The organism is Nocardiopsis sp. LOL_012, assembly GCF_048060475.1.
In the GTDB taxonomy this organism is placed as follows: domain Bacteria; phylum Actinomycetota; class Actinomycetes; order Streptosporangiales; family Streptosporangiaceae; genus Nocardiopsis.
The window spans coordinates 44674-58338 of the sequence record NZ_JBHMIV010000033.1 but is presented as its reverse complement, the minus strand read 5'-3'; the positions used below and the strand labels follow the sequence as shown (position 1 = coordinate 58338).

The window sequence follows — 13665 nt, the reverse complement described above, 5'->3', positions numbered from 1 at the left end:
CCGTGCCCGCCCGTCACCCACCACCACCCTCAAACGCCGCCTTCGGCGCGGCCCCCTCTCCTGCCCGTCACCCACCACCACCCTCAAACGCCGCCTTCGGCGCGGCCCCCTCTCCCGCCCACCCGGGGAACGGGATCGGGAACACATCCGCGGGCGGTGCGTGTGTCAACAATCGGACGCACATGACCTGGATCGACACCTGATGTTCGTTTTGCACCTTCTGGCCTCGGGAACGCTCCTTAACGTGCCGGAACGATGACTCTTCGGACGTTGGGAGGTGCGCGGATGGACGCCCTGTTCTCGATCTCACTCCCCCGCCAGGCCTACACGGTCTCCGTCGTACGCGATGTTCTGGGTTCCCTCCTGAAGCGTTCCGGCATGTGCCAGGACTGCGTCGACGACGTTCTCCTGGCCACCTCCGAGGCCTGCGCCAACGCCGTCGAACACGCGGGCGCCGCGCACCACTACCGGGTCGAGGCCACCCTCGCCCCCTACCTGTGCGAGATGCGGATCTCCCACAAGGGGAGGCTCCCCGAGGGCACGGCCCTGCCCCGGCGCCTGTACCTCGAACACCAGCCCCTCCCCCGGCTCAGCGCCGAATCGGGGCGGGGCGTCTTCCTCATGCACCACCTGATGGACGAGGTCGACTTCAGTGAGACGCAGCGCACCACGGTCCTGCTGCGCAAGCACCTCACCCGGTGCGACGGAGAGGACCGGGCCAGGCCGCTGCACCCGCCCACCGCCGCCCACGCCGCCCTGTGAACGGACGAGGCACCCGCCCCGCCGCCCGCGCCGCCGCACACCGGCCGGAGGGCACCGCACGGGCCGACCGCCCCGAACCCGGGTGAGCGCCGCACCCGAACACAGGTGAGCGGGTACGCTGCCAGGTGCGGACACACCGTCGCCCAGCGGTCCGCCGGGCGTCCGCCCCGCCTCGTTCCACCACCCGGTCCTCCCGCGCGGAGGACACGACAAGACCCGGAGTGTGCTCATGGCAGCCCGTGTGGGCGTCGTCACCTTCCCCGGCTCCCTCGACGACAAGGACGCCGCACGCGCCGTCGCGCTGTCGGGCGCCGAACCCGTCGCGCTGTGGCACGCCGACGCCGACCTCAGGGGCGTGGACGCCGTCGTCTTGCCCGGCGGCTTCTCCTACGGCGACTACCTGCGCTGCGGTGCCATCGCCCGCTTCGCGCCCCTGATGTCCGAACTCGTCCCGGCCGCGCGTTCGGGCGCCCTGCCCGTGCTGGGGATCTGCAACGGCTTCCAGATCCTGTGCGAGAGCCACCTGCTCCCCGGCGCGCTCACCCGCAACTCCTCGCTCCGGTTCGTCAACCGCGACCAGGTCCTGCGCGTGGAGAACACCGGCACCGCCTGGACCGGCGACTACACCGGGGGCCAGGAGGTCCTGGTGGTCCTCAAGAGCGGCGAGGGCAGCTACGTCGCCGACGAGGAGACCCTGGACGAACTGGAGGCCTCCGGGCGCGTCGTGGTCCGCTACGTCGGCGGCGACCCGAACGGCTCGCGCCGCGGCATCGCCGGCATCACCAACGAGCACGGCAACGTCGTCGGACTCATGCCGCACCCGGAGCACGCCGTCGAGGCGCTCACGGGACCGTCCACGGACGGTCTCGGGTTCTTCACCTCGATCCTCGGGCACCTGGCCGCCGAAGCCCCGGCGCACGCCTGACACCGGCACACCCACGCACCGACAGGGGACGGTCCTCGCCATGATGACGCTGCTGCGCTCCCGCCGCTTCAAGGTCGTACTGGCGGTGGTGGTCGTCACCGGCCTCGTCCTCTCCGGACTGTGGGGCCTGTTCAGCTCCTTCCGGGCGCCGGTCACCTCCCCCGCCGAGGCGCCGACGTCGGCCTCCCCCCTGGAGGCCCCGGACGTCGACGTCCTGGGCGAGCCCCCCGAAGGGCTGGCCTACGCCTCCGACGACACCGAGGACGTCCAGTGCACCCGGGCCGAGTGCTTCCGCCTGGTCCAGGTCGTCACCGACGGCGGCGAGCCGGTCCCCGACTCCGAGGAGGCGATCGAGTCGGTCTACCGCCACCTGCTCGACGCCGACTGGGGACAGCTCCTCCCCGAGGGGGCCGAGTCGCCCGACGACGTGCCCCTTGGCGAGACCTTCCTCACGGACGGGCAGGTGCTCGTGACCGACTCCTCCGACCACTCGGCACAGGACGCGCCCGCGCTCCTCATGCTGGCCGGAGCCGCACCCCCCGCATCGTGACCACGTCTGACGCGCCGGTCGGCGGACGCACCCGGCCGGGCCCACATCCGCACACCCGAACGGAACCACCCATGTCTGAAGTACCCGGCCTCGACACCGTCGCCACGGCGATCGACACCCCGGACACCGCCCAGCCCTACGCGGAACTGGGCATGGCCAAGGACGAGTACGAGCGGGTCCGCGAGATCCTGGGCCGCCGCCCCACCTCCGCCGAGCTGGCCATCTACTCCGTCATGTGGAGCGAGCACTGCTCGTACAAGTCCTCCAAGGTGCACCTGCGCCAGTTCGGCGAGAAGGCGCCCGCCAGCGACGCCCTGCTCGTCGGCATGGGCGAGAACGCCGGAGTGGTGGACGTGGGCGACGGGCGCGCCGTCACGTTCAAGATCGAGTCACACAACCACCCCTCGTACGTGGAGCCGCACCAGGGCGCGGCCACCGGCGTGGGCGGCATCGTCCGCGACATCCTCACGATGGGCGCCCGTCCAGTGGCGGTGATGGACGCGCTGCGGTTCGGCCCCGCCGACGCCGACGACACCAAGCGCGTCCTGCCCGGCGTGGTCTCCGGCATCTCCTTCTACGGCAACTGCCTGGGCCTGCCCAACATCGGCGGCGAGATCGGCTTCGGCGCGGGCTACATCGGCAACCCGCTGGTCAACGCCCTGTGCGTGGGCGTGATGAGGCACGAGGACATCAAGCTGGCCCAGGCCCCCGGGCCGGGCAACAAGGTGGTCCTGTTCGGCTCCACCACCGGCCCCGACGGCATCGGCGGCGCCTCCGTGCTGGCCAGCGCCACCTTCGACGACGAATCGCACGCCAAGCGGCCGAGCGTGCAGGTCGGCGACCCGTTCATGGAGAAGCTGCTCATCGAGTGCAGCCTGGAGCTGTACGGCCGGGACCTGGTCGTGGGCATCCAGGACCTAGGTGCCGCGGGCGTCTCCTGCGCGACCACGGAGCTGGCCGCGGGCGGCACCGGCGGTATGGACATCCGGTTGGACCGCGTCCCGCTGCGCGACCCCCGGCTCACGCCCGAGGAGATCCTCATGAGTGAGTCGCAGGAACGCATGATGGCGATCGTCGAACCGGCGAAGATGGACGAGTTCCTCGCCGTCTGCGACAAGTGGCAGATCCTCGCCACGGAGATCGGCGAGGTAACCGACGTCACCCCCGAGGAGGCCGAGCGCGGCGGCCGGCTGGTGATGACCTGGCACGGTGAGACCGTGGTGGACATGCCGCCGCGGACCGCCTCCGACGAGGGACCCGTCTACGAGCGCCCCTACGCCCGCCCCGCCTCCCAGGACGCGCTCCAGGCAGACGACGCCGCCGCCCTGGCGCGCCCCTCCGACGACGCGGGGCTGCGCGGACAACTGCTGCGGGTCCTGGGCGCACCTGGCGTGGGCGACCCGGCGTGGGTCACCCAGCAGTACGACAGCTACGTGCGCGGCGACACCGTCGTGTCGGCCCCGCACGACTCCGGCATGATCCGCGTGTCCGACGACTCGCACCGGGGCGTGGCCCTGGCCACCGACGGCAACGGCCGCTTCACGCGCCTGGACCCGTACACGGGGACGCAGCTCGCGTACGCGGAGGCCTACCGCAACGTCGCCGCCACGGGTGCCCGGCCGCTCGCGGTCACCAACTGCCTCAACTTCGGCTCGCCCGAGGACCCGGGGGTCATGTGGCAGTTCGCCGAGGCCACCCGGGGCCTAGCCGACGCCTGCCAGGAGCTGGGCACGCCGGTGACCGGCGGCAACGTGAGCTTCTACAACCAGACCGGTGACGTGGCGATCAACCCGACCCCGGTGATCGGCGTGCTCGGCGTGATCGACGACGTCCGGAACCGCCTGCGGTCGGGCTTTCGCACCGACGGCGCCACCGTGTTCCTGCTCGGCGAGACCCGCGCGGAGTTCGGCGGCTCGGCGTGGGCCGACGTGGTCCACGGCCACCTGGGCGGACTGCCCCCGCGGGTCGACCTGGCCGCCGAGGCCGCGCTGGGCGAGGTCCTGGCCACGGCCGCCGACCGCGGCCTGGCCGACGCCGCCCACGACCTCTCCGACGGCGGTCTGGCGGTCGCGCTCGCCGAGTCGGCGCTGCACGGCGGCCGGGGCGTGCGGGTGGAGCTGGAGGGCGATGCGTTCACCGCCCTGTTCAGCGAATCCGGCGCGCGGGCGATCGTGTCGGTGGCTCCGGAGCACCGGGAGGCCTTCCTCGCGCTGGCCGCCGAGCACGGCGTGCCCGCGGCCGCGATCGGCACGGTGGGCGGCGACGCCCTGGCGCTCACGCACCCGGCCGGGGCCGTGGAGGTGCCCCTGCCCGAGCTGCGCACCGCCTACGAGTCCACCCTGCCCGCCCTCATGGACGGCGTGTAGCACCCGCGCGGGGGCGCCGCACGGCGCCCCCGCGCCCCTCCGGCACGTCCGACCGCCACGTCCGTGCCTCTGCCGAGAGCCGCTCCACGGCCTCCTCGAACGCCTGCTCTCCTCCGGCGGTCTCGATCGCCCGTTCCAGGTGACCACTGCCCCGCCAGTCAGGGTAGACACTCATCCGTCTGACTTCCCCCACTGTCTTTTCTGATGGACGATGTGTGGACCGCGGACAAGGTGCGAACTCAAGGAGCCGGGGCAGCGACCGGAAGACCCGCCACTTCGGCCGCCTCCGCCAAGCGCTTGTCGTAGGTCACGAACCAGCTCAACGCGGCTCCCAAACCGAGAGCAGACGATACGTGCAAAGCATCGAGCGACCTGAGGCGTGATCCTGGGGCGATCGATCCGGCTGTGTCGAACACCGCAGCGGGCATACGCAGGTGTGCCACCTGAGACAGCCAGCCATCAGCGCGCGCCATGGTTTCCTGCTGTGCGCCCACCGCATGCAGGGCGCGCCGAAGTTCGGTCCGTGTCAGATAGCCGGTGATCTGCCGCTGCTCGGCGTGACCGTTCAACCAGACTTCCAGTGCTTCGGACTCAACCTCTTCCTTGAAGAGTTTGAGCACTGCACACGTGTCAAGGTAAACGAACATCAGCGCAGACCGTCTCCATCACGCAGTTCCGTCAAGGCGTCGGTGGCCAGGCGCGTACCTGGTGGGGACTCCTCACGGGGCATGCCTACGGCCTCCCCCGCTTTGGGAAGAGTTTCCAGTACGTGAGGGTCGAGCAACCCGCGGTCGACGGCGCTCATCAGCGCTTCTTCCTCCGCATCGGGAGGAAGCACACGGCCGACGACTTGTCCATGTCTGGTCACAGTGAAGGATTCACCATGCCGAGCACGATCAAAGACCTCGGCGGCGTTGCGCTGGAGTTCTCGGATCGTGATCCTGTGCTCCTCGGCCTCTGTGTCCATACTTCCCAAGATAAGTCGCCACAGCCAGATTGTCAGGCGCATGAGAAAATTGACAGACAATACCCCTGACGCCTGCCAGGCCCTCCAGCACCCGCCGGGTAGGGGGAGAGCGTGGACCGGTAGAACAGTGGGAGACGAGGCGAGGAGGCGGAGACCATGCGACGCGGACGGCTGAAGGGACCCCTGGGCAGCCACGAGCGCCCGGCGAGCGCTCTGGGCTTCCGGCTGGTCCTGGCGGTGTTCGGCGCCCTGGTACTGCTGGCCGGGACGGTCGCGGCCCTGGTCTGGGCCCGTGAGCCCTGGCTGACCGTCCTGTTGGTGGCGGGCCTCATCGGCGCGTGCGTGAACGTGTACTGGGTGGGCCGCCGCCTGCGCTACGAGCGCCCCCGCCCCTGAAGGGGCTTCGGGCCGCGGGCCCGGAGCCCCTCGTGGTCAGGCGCGTCCGACGGGCTCACCGCGCAGTGGCTCCGCCCAGGGGCCCGACGTCCGCTTGGCCCCGAAGAAGTCGCCGCCCTTGCTCTTGGCGTCGTCGGTTCCCCAGTCCTCGTCCTGCCCGGCCTTGCGCAGGTGGGGGATGTGCTTGCGGCAGTGGATGTAGGCCTCCTCGACCTGGACCAGGGTCCAGATCAGCGCCCGCTGTCCGGGCACCTGGGGCAGGGGGAGCCCCGGGACGTCCTCGCGGATCCGCCCGTCCTCCACCAGCCTGGCCCGCCCGTTGACGTGCAGACCGATCCGGTCGCGGGTGAAGTCGAGGAACATCATCCCGACGTGCGGGTTCTCCGTGATGTTGCCGAGGCTGGCGTGGACGCCGTTGCCCCGGAACTCCGGGTAGGCGACGCTGTACTCGTCGATGACGTGGACGAAGCCCGGCGGTCCCGCCCGGAAACTGGAGTCGCACTCGCCCCTGCCGTCGGAGGTGGCGATGAACAGCATCTCCTGCCGGGCGATGAACTCGCGCATACGCGGGTTCAGGTGGTCGAGCATCTGGTCCCGGTAGAAGCGGTCGGCACGGTCGGCACTGCCGAGCGCCGCCTGTACGTAGCGCTCGCCCTCCGTTCCGGGAACGGGCCGGTCCTGTCGCGTCATGGGGATTCCTCGTGGCGTCGGGGGAAGGGGCTACGGGAGCGGGAAGACTGCGGGGGCGGTGCGTGGCGAGCGGTCAGCGGTAGGACCGCGCGGGCCGGGCACGGCCGCGACCGGCTCCGGACACCCTCTGGTCGGGCTCCTCGGCTCCGGCCAGCATGTTGGCGGTGATCCACTCGTAGACGAGCACCCACGAGGAGCTCATCGAGGAGGACCAGGTCGGCGAGATCTCGCTGACGGCGCGGATCAGGGCGCGGCCCACGTAGGGGTAGTGCCTGGGTTCGACCCCGTACTCCCGCCGGTGCTGGGCGCCGAGTACGCGCAGTTGGTGCGCGAGGTCGTCCGGGGCGTCCAGGTAGTGGACGACCTGGAGGAGGGCGTCGGCCATGCGCTTGTGCTGCGGGTGCAGGTTCTCGGCGAACATGCTCCGCAGGTCCGGGGCCATCTTGAAGAGGTTCTGGTAGAAGCGTTCGGCCAGGAGGGTCGACCCGGCTGGCAGCTCCGAGCAGGAGATGCGGACCGCCTCGATGGCCGACTGGTCGGGAAGGGGGACGTTGCTGAGCGAGCGGGGAGGCATGATGTTCCAGATGGGTCGGTGAGCAGAGAGGCACCGGACCGTCGGGGGAACGAGCGACCGTACACACCGCTCGTGGCGGGGGTGCTGTGGAGAGAGAGCACAAGGGCTGCCGGCACGCCGTCGTCACCGGGCCCCGCTGGGAGACGGCAGGTTCACCGGACCCCGGTTCACGAGGTCGCGAAACGGGAGGCCGCCGAAGCGACGGCACCTCCGGAATCGTCGTGGAGGGGTTGGAGTCCGCATCACACCTACCTGTCACAGAAGCGGTCGTACTGTAACAGAGCTCACCCTCTGGCACACACTCACCGTGGTCACGGCGTGGCTGACACAGCGGCACCGCCCGGAAGGCCGTCAGGGCCGGTCGCGGTCGGCGCGGATGAGGTCGGCGGCGCGCTCGCCCAACGCCAGGACCGTCACCATCGGGTTCGGCGTGGGCAGGGCCGGGAACACGGAGGCGTCGGCGACACGCAGACCGCGCAGGCCGCGCACGCGCAGCCGGGGGTCGACCACCGCCGCCGGGTCGTCGACCGCGCCCATCCGGCAGGTGCCGGCCGGGTGGTAGACGGTGTGCGCCACGCGGCGGCCGTACTCGGACAGCTCCTCGTCGGTCCGCACGTCCGGGCCGGGGGCGACCTCGCGCCTGATCCAGGAGCGGAACGGCTCCGTGGCGGCCACCTCGCGGGCGATCCTGAGGCCGTCGACGATCGTGCGCTCGTCGTAGCCGCCGGGGTCGGTGAAGTAGCGGAAGTCCAGCGCGGGCGCCACCGCAGGATCGGCGCTGGTCAGGAAGAGCCTGCCGCGTGAGCGCGCCCGCGGGACGTTCGGGGTCATGCACACCGCGTGCCCCTCGGGCGGGGTGTCGTAGCCCAGCCGCCGGGTGTGGTCGTCGAAGGCCAGTTGGTACAGGTGGAACATCAGGTCCGGGCGCGGGTCTGAGGCGTCGCGCCGCACGAACAGGGCCGCGTCGGAGTCCATGACCGTCTCCGGGGGTACCGGCCGCACGGTCTCCCACATGATGATCGACTCGGGGTGGTCGAGCAGGTTCTCCCCGACCCCCGGCAGGTCGTGGCGGGGGTCGATGCCGACCGAACGCAACTGCCCCGCCTCGCCGACCCCCGAGAGCAGGAGCAGCCGGGGGCTGTCGATGGCTCCGGCGGCGAGGACGACCTCCTCGCGGGCGTGCAAGGTGACGCGCCCGCCAGACGCGGTGGCGGCGCTGACACCCGTGGCCCGGTCGCCGTCGAACACGATCCGGTCGGCCCAGGTCTCCAGCATCACGGTGAGGTTCTCGCGCACACCCATCACGGGGTGCAGGTAGGCGGTCGAGGCCGAGGACCGGTGGCCGGTGTAGGGGTCGTAGGCGATGGACAGGAAGCCCGCCCCGCCGGAGAACCCGCCGCCGTGCGAGGTCAGGGCGTTGAAGTCCTCGACCACCGGGACGCCCGTGGCCACCGAGGCCGCGGCCACCCAGTCCGCGACCATGGCGTTGCGGTCCTGGCGGGCGACCGGCACGATGTCGCACCTGATCCGGTCGGCGTAGGACTGCACCGTGGCGTTGTCCCAGCCCTGCGCCCCCAGGGCGACCCACGTGTCGAGGTCCTCCGCGAAGGGCCGGAACCCGATGAGGGTGTTGTGGGAGGAGCAGCCGCCGAGCACCCGGGCCCGCGAGTGGACGATGTGGGAGTTGCCGCGCGGCTGTTCGGTGGTGGTGTACTTCAGGTCGAGGTCGCCGCCGAGGACGCTCATCCAGTCGCGGAGGCGGATCACGTTCGGGTGGTCGCGGTCGTCGGGCCCGCCCTCGACGACGCAGACGGTGGTCGCGGGGTCCTCGCTGAGTCTGGCGGCGATCACCGACCCGGCCGTGCCCCCGCCGACGATCACGTAGTCGTACGTGGTCTCCGTCACTCCGACTCCTCCCGCTCGGCCCCGCCGGGGCGCGCTCCGCCCCAGGGCGACCGTACTCCGCGCGCGGTCGGCGCGGGGAGGGTCCGCGCGGACGACTTCCCGAGGCGGGGCGACACACGACGGTCATGTGACGTACATTTAGGTATACCTAAGCTTGCTCGTCCGGCCCGGACGACCGCACGCCCCGGCCTCAACGGACAGTCCCCGCTGCGGTCCCAGGACCGCGACGACCGCCTTTCCGAGGAACACATGCTGCTTGAGCAGGAACGCCGTGACGTCTGCCTGACCGCCCGCAACCTCGCCGCCTCCGCCGGCTCCGCACCGGGAGAGGCGGGAACCGTCAGCGTCCGCAACGGGGACCTCGTGGTGCTCACCCCCCACGGTGTCGCCCTCGACCAGCTCCAGCCCGTCGACTGCCCGGTCATGTCCCTCGACGAGCGCGTACTGGAGGGGCGCCGCGACCCGGCCGCGGAGGCCACCCTGCACCTGGCCGTGCACCGCGGGGCCGCCGAGTACGGGCGCGATGTCACGGCCGTGGTCAACGCCTTCACCGCCGACACCGTCGCCGCCTCGTCCGTGCTGGTGGAGCTGCCACCGGTACACCACCGGGCCGCCGCCCTCGGCGGGGTGATCGCGGTGACCCCCTACGCCACCTACGGCACCGGCGAGATCTCCGACCAGGCGGCCAAGGCCCTCAAGGGGCGCGACGCCGCGCTGCTCGCCAACCACGGCGGGGTGGCCCTGGGCCGGGGTCTGGAGCACGCGCTGGAGAACCTGCGCCTGCTGGACTGGCTGAGTGCCACCTATCTGAGGGCCCGGCAGTTCGGCGAGCCCCGAGTGCTGTCGGAAGACGAGCTGGCGCGGGTGCGCGTGCGCGACACCTACGGCTGGGCGGGCCCGGACATCTTCTAGGGCCTACTCGACGCCCGTGGCCAGGACACCGGGGAGGTCGCCAAAGCGCGCCTTGGCGTCGCGGCTCACGACGGTCCGCCCGGTCTGTGCGGCGTGCGCGGCGATGATGAGGTCGTGCTTGCCACGGGGCGTACCGCTGCGTTTGGTACAGGCGATCAGAGCCGCATGGTGTGCAGCTGTCGCCTCCGTGTACTCCAGGACCTCCACGTTGTCGAGGATGGCAGTCAACGCCCTGGAGCGTTCGGCCGCCCGCGCGGCGGTGCCCGCCATCTCGATGCCCACCCGAAACTCGGCGACCGTCAGCGCGACGATCGCAAGCTCGTCCTCATGGAACATCAATCGGTCGATGGTGCACCGCTCATAGGAGATCAGGACATTGGTGTCCAGGATCAGGCGTCGGCCCACGGGTCCGCCTCCTTGTCCGTGAGAAAGGCCAGTGCCCCGTCGATGTCCTTCTCGAAGTCATCGTCCAGCGGCGCGACGCCTTCCAGAGCCGCGTGCAGATCGGCACCGGTCCGGCGCCTGGCCGGGCCGATCTCGGCGATCGGGGTCCTGCCCCGCGTGATGGTCACCCGTTCGCCGCTCTCGATGGCGTCCAGGAGATCCGAGAACTTTCTCGCGGCCTCGGTCGCGGTGATCGTACGCATGCACACCATGATATCTGACTATCAGATTTTTCTGTTCCCGCAGGAGAACGGGGGAATGCGCCTGCCCGGCCCCATCGGAACGGCCCCTGCGGGCGGGTCCGGAGCAGGACCCGCCCGCCTCGCACGACCGCCCTGCCCTACCCGTCCTCGCCGTCGGGGGCCTCGTCGGGCTGCGTCCAGGCCGGGCGGAGCGCGGGAACCGCGGTGTGCGCCATGTAGACCAGCCACAGCACGGGCTTGAACGGTTCCTCAGGAGCGGTCACTGGCCGATACGGGGGAAGGGCTCGGTGGAGAACACCACCTCCACGGGCACCTCGAAGTAGCGGGCGATGCGCAGCGCCAGGTGGAGGCTGGGGCTGTACTCGCCCCGCTCCAGGTAGCCGACCGTCTGGTAGTGCACGCCGAGCGCCTCGGAGAGCTCGCGGCGGGACACGCCCCGCTCGGCTCGCAGCATCGCGATCCGGTTGTAGATCGCCTCGCCGTTGCCGACCGCGGACCGCCCCTTGCGGCCCGCGCCGCCTCCGCCGTCATCAGTAGGCACGCTTCATCGCCCTCTCCTTGGCCGCCTGGACGCGCGACCCCGACTCGCGGCGGGCCATGCGCCGCAGCACGGCCGGAGCCACCAGGCACCCGACCACCGCCCAGGCGGCCAGGACCGCCGCCACCACGGGCAACTGCCAGGACCCGGCGAGTTCGAGCGCGGCGTAGTCGGCGGGCAGGGTTCCCGCACGCACGCCGAGACCCAGCCAGTAGACGGGCAGCACCTGGGCGGCGGTCAGCGCCCAGTCCGGCAGCAGTTCCATGGGGAACAGGACCCCGGAGAGCATGACCAGGGCCATGATCGGGACCATCATCAGCCCCACGAACCGGGGGTTGCCCAGCAGCGCGCCGGCGATCGCCCCGATCGGTGCCATGGCCAGCAGGCCCAGCAGGCAGACCCACACGAGCGTGACCGCGGCGGCCCAGTCCCGGGGGCCGAAGCCCTCCACGACGAACAGTCCCGGAACCGCCATGAGCACGACCGCCACCAGTGACATGAGCACCAGGTGAGAGGCTTTGGCGGCCCCGTAGCCGATCATCCCGTGCGGCAGGGCCTTGGCCCGCAGGAACGTGCCGTCCTCGCGTTCGGCCGCCAATACCTGGGCGACGGTCAGCGTCCCCAGGACGATCAGGGTGAGCACCACTCCGCCGGAGTAGGAGACCGCCCCGTAGGGGACGGGCGCGTCGTCGACCCGCTCATCCGCGAAGAAGACACCCAGGACGATGAACACGGCGGGCATGTACAGGTAGCCGAACAGGTCCATGGGGTTGGTGAAGGTCCCCCGGAACTCCAGGAGCCCTCGGGAGAGTCCCGCACGGACCGCGTTGCCTCTGGCGTTCTTCACCGCATCCCCTTCACGAACTCGCGGGCGGCCAGGTCAGCGTCACCGGACTCGTGGCGCCGGACCAGTTCCACGTAGACGTCCTCCAGCGAGGCCCTGCTGACCCGGAGGTCGGCCAAGTCCGCGCCGTGCTTGCCGTACAGTTCGGCGACGTGGCGGGCCGGGTGGGCGGTGGTGTGCACGTGCCGCCTTCCCCCGACCCGCCAGGAGACCTCGCTGTCCTGCTCGACCAGGCCCGACAACTGTTCGACGCTGCCGTCGGCGACGATGGTGCCGCCGGCCAGGAGCAGGATCCGGTCGGCGAGCTTCTCCGCCTCGTCCAGGTCGTGCGTGGTCAGCAGGACCGTGGTGTCGTCCTGGTCGACGATGTCGTGTACGAGGGCGTGGAAGTCGCGGCGCGCCTCGGGGTCGAAGCCGGCGGTCGGCTCGTCCAGGAAGAGGACCCTGGGGCGGCCCACGACACCGATCGCCACGTCCAGACGGCGCCGCTGGCCCCCGGAGAGCTTGTTGACCCGCCGGTCCGCGTGCTCGGCGAGGCCGACCCGCTCCAGGAGCGCGTCGGTCCCGTGCGGCCGGACGTGGTCGGGTGTGGAGTAGGGGGCGTAGAAGCGGCCGAAGTGGAGCAGGAGGTCGCGTACCTTCCAGCGGCCGTGGTCCCGCCAGGACTGGAGGACCACGCCGATCCCGGCGCGCCAGTCCTCTCCGCCCCGGGCGGGGTCGGCGCCGAGGACCTCCACCTCGCCCCCGGAGCGCCTGCGGAAGCCCTCCAGGATCTCGACTGTGGTGGTCTTGCCCGCGCCGTTGGGTCCGAGCAGGGCAACGACCTCACCGCGGGCGGCGGTGAAGTCCACCCCCTTGAGCACCTCGGTGGTGCCGTAGGCCATCCGCAGTCCGCTGACCCGGATCACGGTGTCCGCCGGTTCTCCCGACGCCTGTGACACGGCTCTGGACGTCGGTGCTGCTGATGCGTCCGTCATACCCCTCCCTCCTTTCGTCGTTGTTGCACTGTGATCGATAGTAGAGGTACTACATTACGAAGTACAGTGACAATATGGCCACATCTGGACATGTCCAGTACCGGCCTCTCGGCGCGTCGCCGAGCGCGCGGGGCCGGGAACGGCGATGGTTCCGGTGAACGGGTAGGGATCCGACCGACGCCGGACGCGACCGCCAGGAGGCTCCATGCGCTGCAGCTACATCCGACTCCTCGTCAACGACTACGAGGCGTGCTTCCGCTTCTACTCCGAGACCATCGGCCTCCCCGTCCTCCGTGGGGACACCGCCAGCCGCTACGCCGAGTTCGACGTCGGTTCCGGCACGCGCCTGGCCCTCAACCAGCGCGAGGTGATGGCCGAGGCCCTGGAGACCGACATGGCCGACCCCGAACTCCCCCACCAGGACCGGATCGCGGTGGTCTTCGAGGTCGACGACGTCGACGAAACCGCGGCCAAGCTGACGGCGAACGGGGCACGGCAGGTCCTGGACCCCAGGGACTGGACCGCGTGGGGCATCCGGGCCGCCCACTTCCGCGACCCCGACGGATACCTGGTGGAGATCAGCCGGCCCCTGGTCCCCGACCTCGGCTGAGC

General features: G+C 71.0%; 19 protein-coding genes. 7 read left to right on the top strand and 12 right to left on the bottom strand.

The features are described 5' to 3' along the window. Nucleotides 1–285: 285 nt before the first annotated feature. The 4 genes from ACFHWE_RS19030 (at nucleotide 286) to purL (ending at nucleotide 4603) form a co-directional block, all read left to right on the top strand. On the top strand, nucleotides 286–762 hold the full coding sequence (locus ACFHWE_RS19030) for an ATP-binding protein (protein WP_416603027.1): 477 nt from the start codon (nucleotides 286–288) through the stop codon (nucleotides 760–762). Nucleotides 763–991: 229 nt separating this feature from the next. Next, entirely contained in the window at nucleotides 992–1687 is a 696-nt protein-coding gene (purQ, locus tag ACFHWE_RS19025) for a phosphoribosylformylglycinamidine synthase subunit PurQ (protein ID WP_416603026.1), read from the top strand. Between the two features lie 40 nt (nucleotides 1688–1727). Beyond that, the gene (locus tag ACFHWE_RS19020; RefSeq protein ID WP_416603025.1) at nucleotides 1728–2237 is read left to right on the top strand and encodes a hypothetical protein; all 510 of its coding nucleotides are present in this window, start codon (nucleotides 1728–1730) and stop codon (nucleotides 2235–2237) included. Between the two features lie 71 nt (nucleotides 2238–2308). Next, nucleotides 2309–4603: a phosphoribosylformylglycinamidine synthase subunit PurL gene (gene purL, locus ACFHWE_RS19015; protein WP_416603024.1), complete on the top strand. Its 2295-nt coding sequence runs from the start codon at nucleotides 2309–2311 to the stop codon at nucleotides 4601–4603. Here purL and ACFHWE_RS19010 read toward each other — a convergent pair. The 3 genes from ACFHWE_RS19010 to ACFHWE_RS19000 all read right to left on the bottom strand — a co-directional run bounded on the left by ACFHWE_RS19010 (nucleotide 4587) and on the right by ACFHWE_RS19000 (nucleotide 5570). Further along, nucleotides 4587–4778, bottom strand: a complete 192-nt coding sequence (locus tag ACFHWE_RS19010; protein WP_416603023.1) for a hypothetical protein — start codon at nucleotides 4776–4778, stop codon at nucleotides 4587–4589. The two genes, purL and ACFHWE_RS19010, sit on opposite strands and share 17 nt — an antisense overlap. Nucleotides 4779–4842: 64 nt before the next feature. After that, a complete protein-coding gene (locus ACFHWE_RS19005; RefSeq protein ID WP_416603022.1) occupies nucleotides 4843–5250 on the bottom strand; it encodes a type II toxin-antitoxin system VapC family toxin in 408 nt (135 codons plus the stop codon). Beyond that, nucleotides 5250–5570 (bottom strand): type II toxin-antitoxin system Phd/YefM family antitoxin, encoded by a 321-nt coding sequence (locus ACFHWE_RS19000; RefSeq protein ID WP_416603021.1) that lies wholly within the window; start codon nucleotides 5568–5570, stop codon nucleotides 5250–5252. Before ACFHWE_RS19000 ends, ACFHWE_RS19005 begins: the two co-directional genes overlap by 1 nt. A gap of 156 nt (nucleotides 5571–5726) precedes the next feature. Here ACFHWE_RS19000 and ACFHWE_RS18995 point away from each other — a divergent pair, with 156 nt between their 5' ends. Continuing rightward, nucleotides 5727–5966, top strand: coding sequence for a hypothetical protein (locus tag ACFHWE_RS18995; protein ID WP_416603020.1), 240 nt, complete (start codon nucleotides 5727–5729; stop codon nucleotides 5964–5966). A gap of 36 nt (nucleotides 5967–6002) precedes the next feature. Here ACFHWE_RS18995 and ACFHWE_RS18990 read toward each other — a convergent pair whose 3' ends face one another. From ACFHWE_RS18990 to ACFHWE_RS18980, 3 genes are all read right to left on the bottom strand, one after another. Beyond that, nucleotides 6003–6656 carry a pyridoxamine 5'-phosphate oxidase family protein gene (locus ACFHWE_RS18990; protein ID WP_416603019.1) on the bottom strand — a complete coding sequence of 218 codons (654 nt, stop codon included), beginning with the start codon at nucleotides 6654–6656 and terminating at the stop codon, nucleotides 6003–6005. 73 nt (nucleotides 6657–6729) lie between these two features. Further along, entirely contained in the window at nucleotides 6730–7230 is a 501-nt protein-coding gene (locus ACFHWE_RS18985) for a globin domain-containing protein (protein ID WP_416603018.1), read from the bottom strand. Nucleotides 7231–7581: 351 nt separating this feature from the next. Next, nucleotides 7582–9135 carry a GMC family oxidoreductase gene (locus tag ACFHWE_RS18980; RefSeq protein WP_416603017.1) on the bottom strand — a complete coding sequence of 518 codons (1554 nt, stop codon included), beginning with the start codon at nucleotides 9133–9135 and terminating at the stop codon, nucleotides 7582–7584. Nucleotides 9136–9384: 249 nt separating this feature from the next. Here ACFHWE_RS18980 and ACFHWE_RS18975 point away from each other — a divergent pair, with 249 nt between their 5' ends. Next, nucleotides 9385–10047 carry a class II aldolase/adducin family protein gene (locus ACFHWE_RS18975; RefSeq protein WP_416603016.1) on the top strand — a complete coding sequence of 221 codons (663 nt, stop codon included), beginning with the start codon at nucleotides 9385–9387 and terminating at the stop codon, nucleotides 10045–10047. Nucleotides 10048–10050: 3 nt separating this feature from the next. Here ACFHWE_RS18975 and ACFHWE_RS18970 read toward each other — a convergent pair whose 3' ends face one another. The 6 genes from ACFHWE_RS18970 to ACFHWE_RS18945 all read right to left on the bottom strand — a co-directional run bounded on the left by ACFHWE_RS18970 (nucleotide 10051) and on the right by ACFHWE_RS18945 (nucleotide 13053). After that, nucleotides 10051–10452, bottom strand: a complete 402-nt coding sequence (locus tag ACFHWE_RS18970) for a type II toxin-antitoxin system VapC family toxin (RefSeq protein ID WP_416603015.1) — start codon at nucleotides 10450–10452, stop codon at nucleotides 10051–10053. Next, nucleotides 10437–10694 carry a type II toxin-antitoxin system Phd/YefM family antitoxin gene (locus ACFHWE_RS18965; RefSeq protein ID WP_416603014.1) on the bottom strand — a complete coding sequence of 86 codons (258 nt, stop codon included), beginning with the start codon at nucleotides 10692–10694 and terminating at the stop codon, nucleotides 10437–10439. Before ACFHWE_RS18965 ends, ACFHWE_RS18970 begins: the two co-directional genes overlap by 16 nt. 137 nt (nucleotides 10695–10831) lie before the next feature. Then, nucleotides 10832–10957: a hypothetical protein gene (locus tag ACFHWE_RS18960; protein ID WP_416603013.1), complete on the bottom strand. Its 126-nt coding sequence runs from the start codon at nucleotides 10955–10957 to the stop codon at nucleotides 10832–10834. After that, nucleotides 10954–11148, bottom strand: coding sequence for a helix-turn-helix transcriptional regulator (locus ACFHWE_RS18955; protein WP_416603031.1), 195 nt, complete (start codon nucleotides 11146–11148; stop codon nucleotides 10954–10956). Before ACFHWE_RS18955 ends, ACFHWE_RS18960 begins: the two co-directional genes overlap by 4 nt. A gap of 76 nt (nucleotides 11149–11224) precedes the next feature. Then, on the bottom strand, nucleotides 11225–12079 hold the full coding sequence (locus ACFHWE_RS18950; RefSeq protein ID WP_416603012.1) for an ABC transporter permease: 855 nt from the start codon (nucleotides 12077–12079) through the stop codon (nucleotides 11225–11227). Then, the gene (locus ACFHWE_RS18945; protein WP_416603011.1) at nucleotides 12076–13053 is read right to left on the bottom strand and encodes an ABC transporter ATP-binding protein; all 978 of its coding nucleotides are present in this window, start codon (nucleotides 13051–13053) and stop codon (nucleotides 12076–12078) included. Before ACFHWE_RS18945 ends, ACFHWE_RS18950 begins: the two co-directional genes overlap by 4 nt. Nucleotides 13054–13258: 205 nt before the next feature. Here ACFHWE_RS18945 and ACFHWE_RS18940 point away from each other — a divergent pair, with 205 nt between their 5' ends. Continuing rightward, on the top strand, nucleotides 13259–13663 hold the full coding sequence (locus ACFHWE_RS18940; protein WP_416603010.1) for a VOC family protein: 405 nt from the start codon (nucleotides 13259–13261) through the stop codon (nucleotides 13661–13663). The last annotated feature ends 2 nt before the right edge of the window (nucleotides 13664–13665 follow it).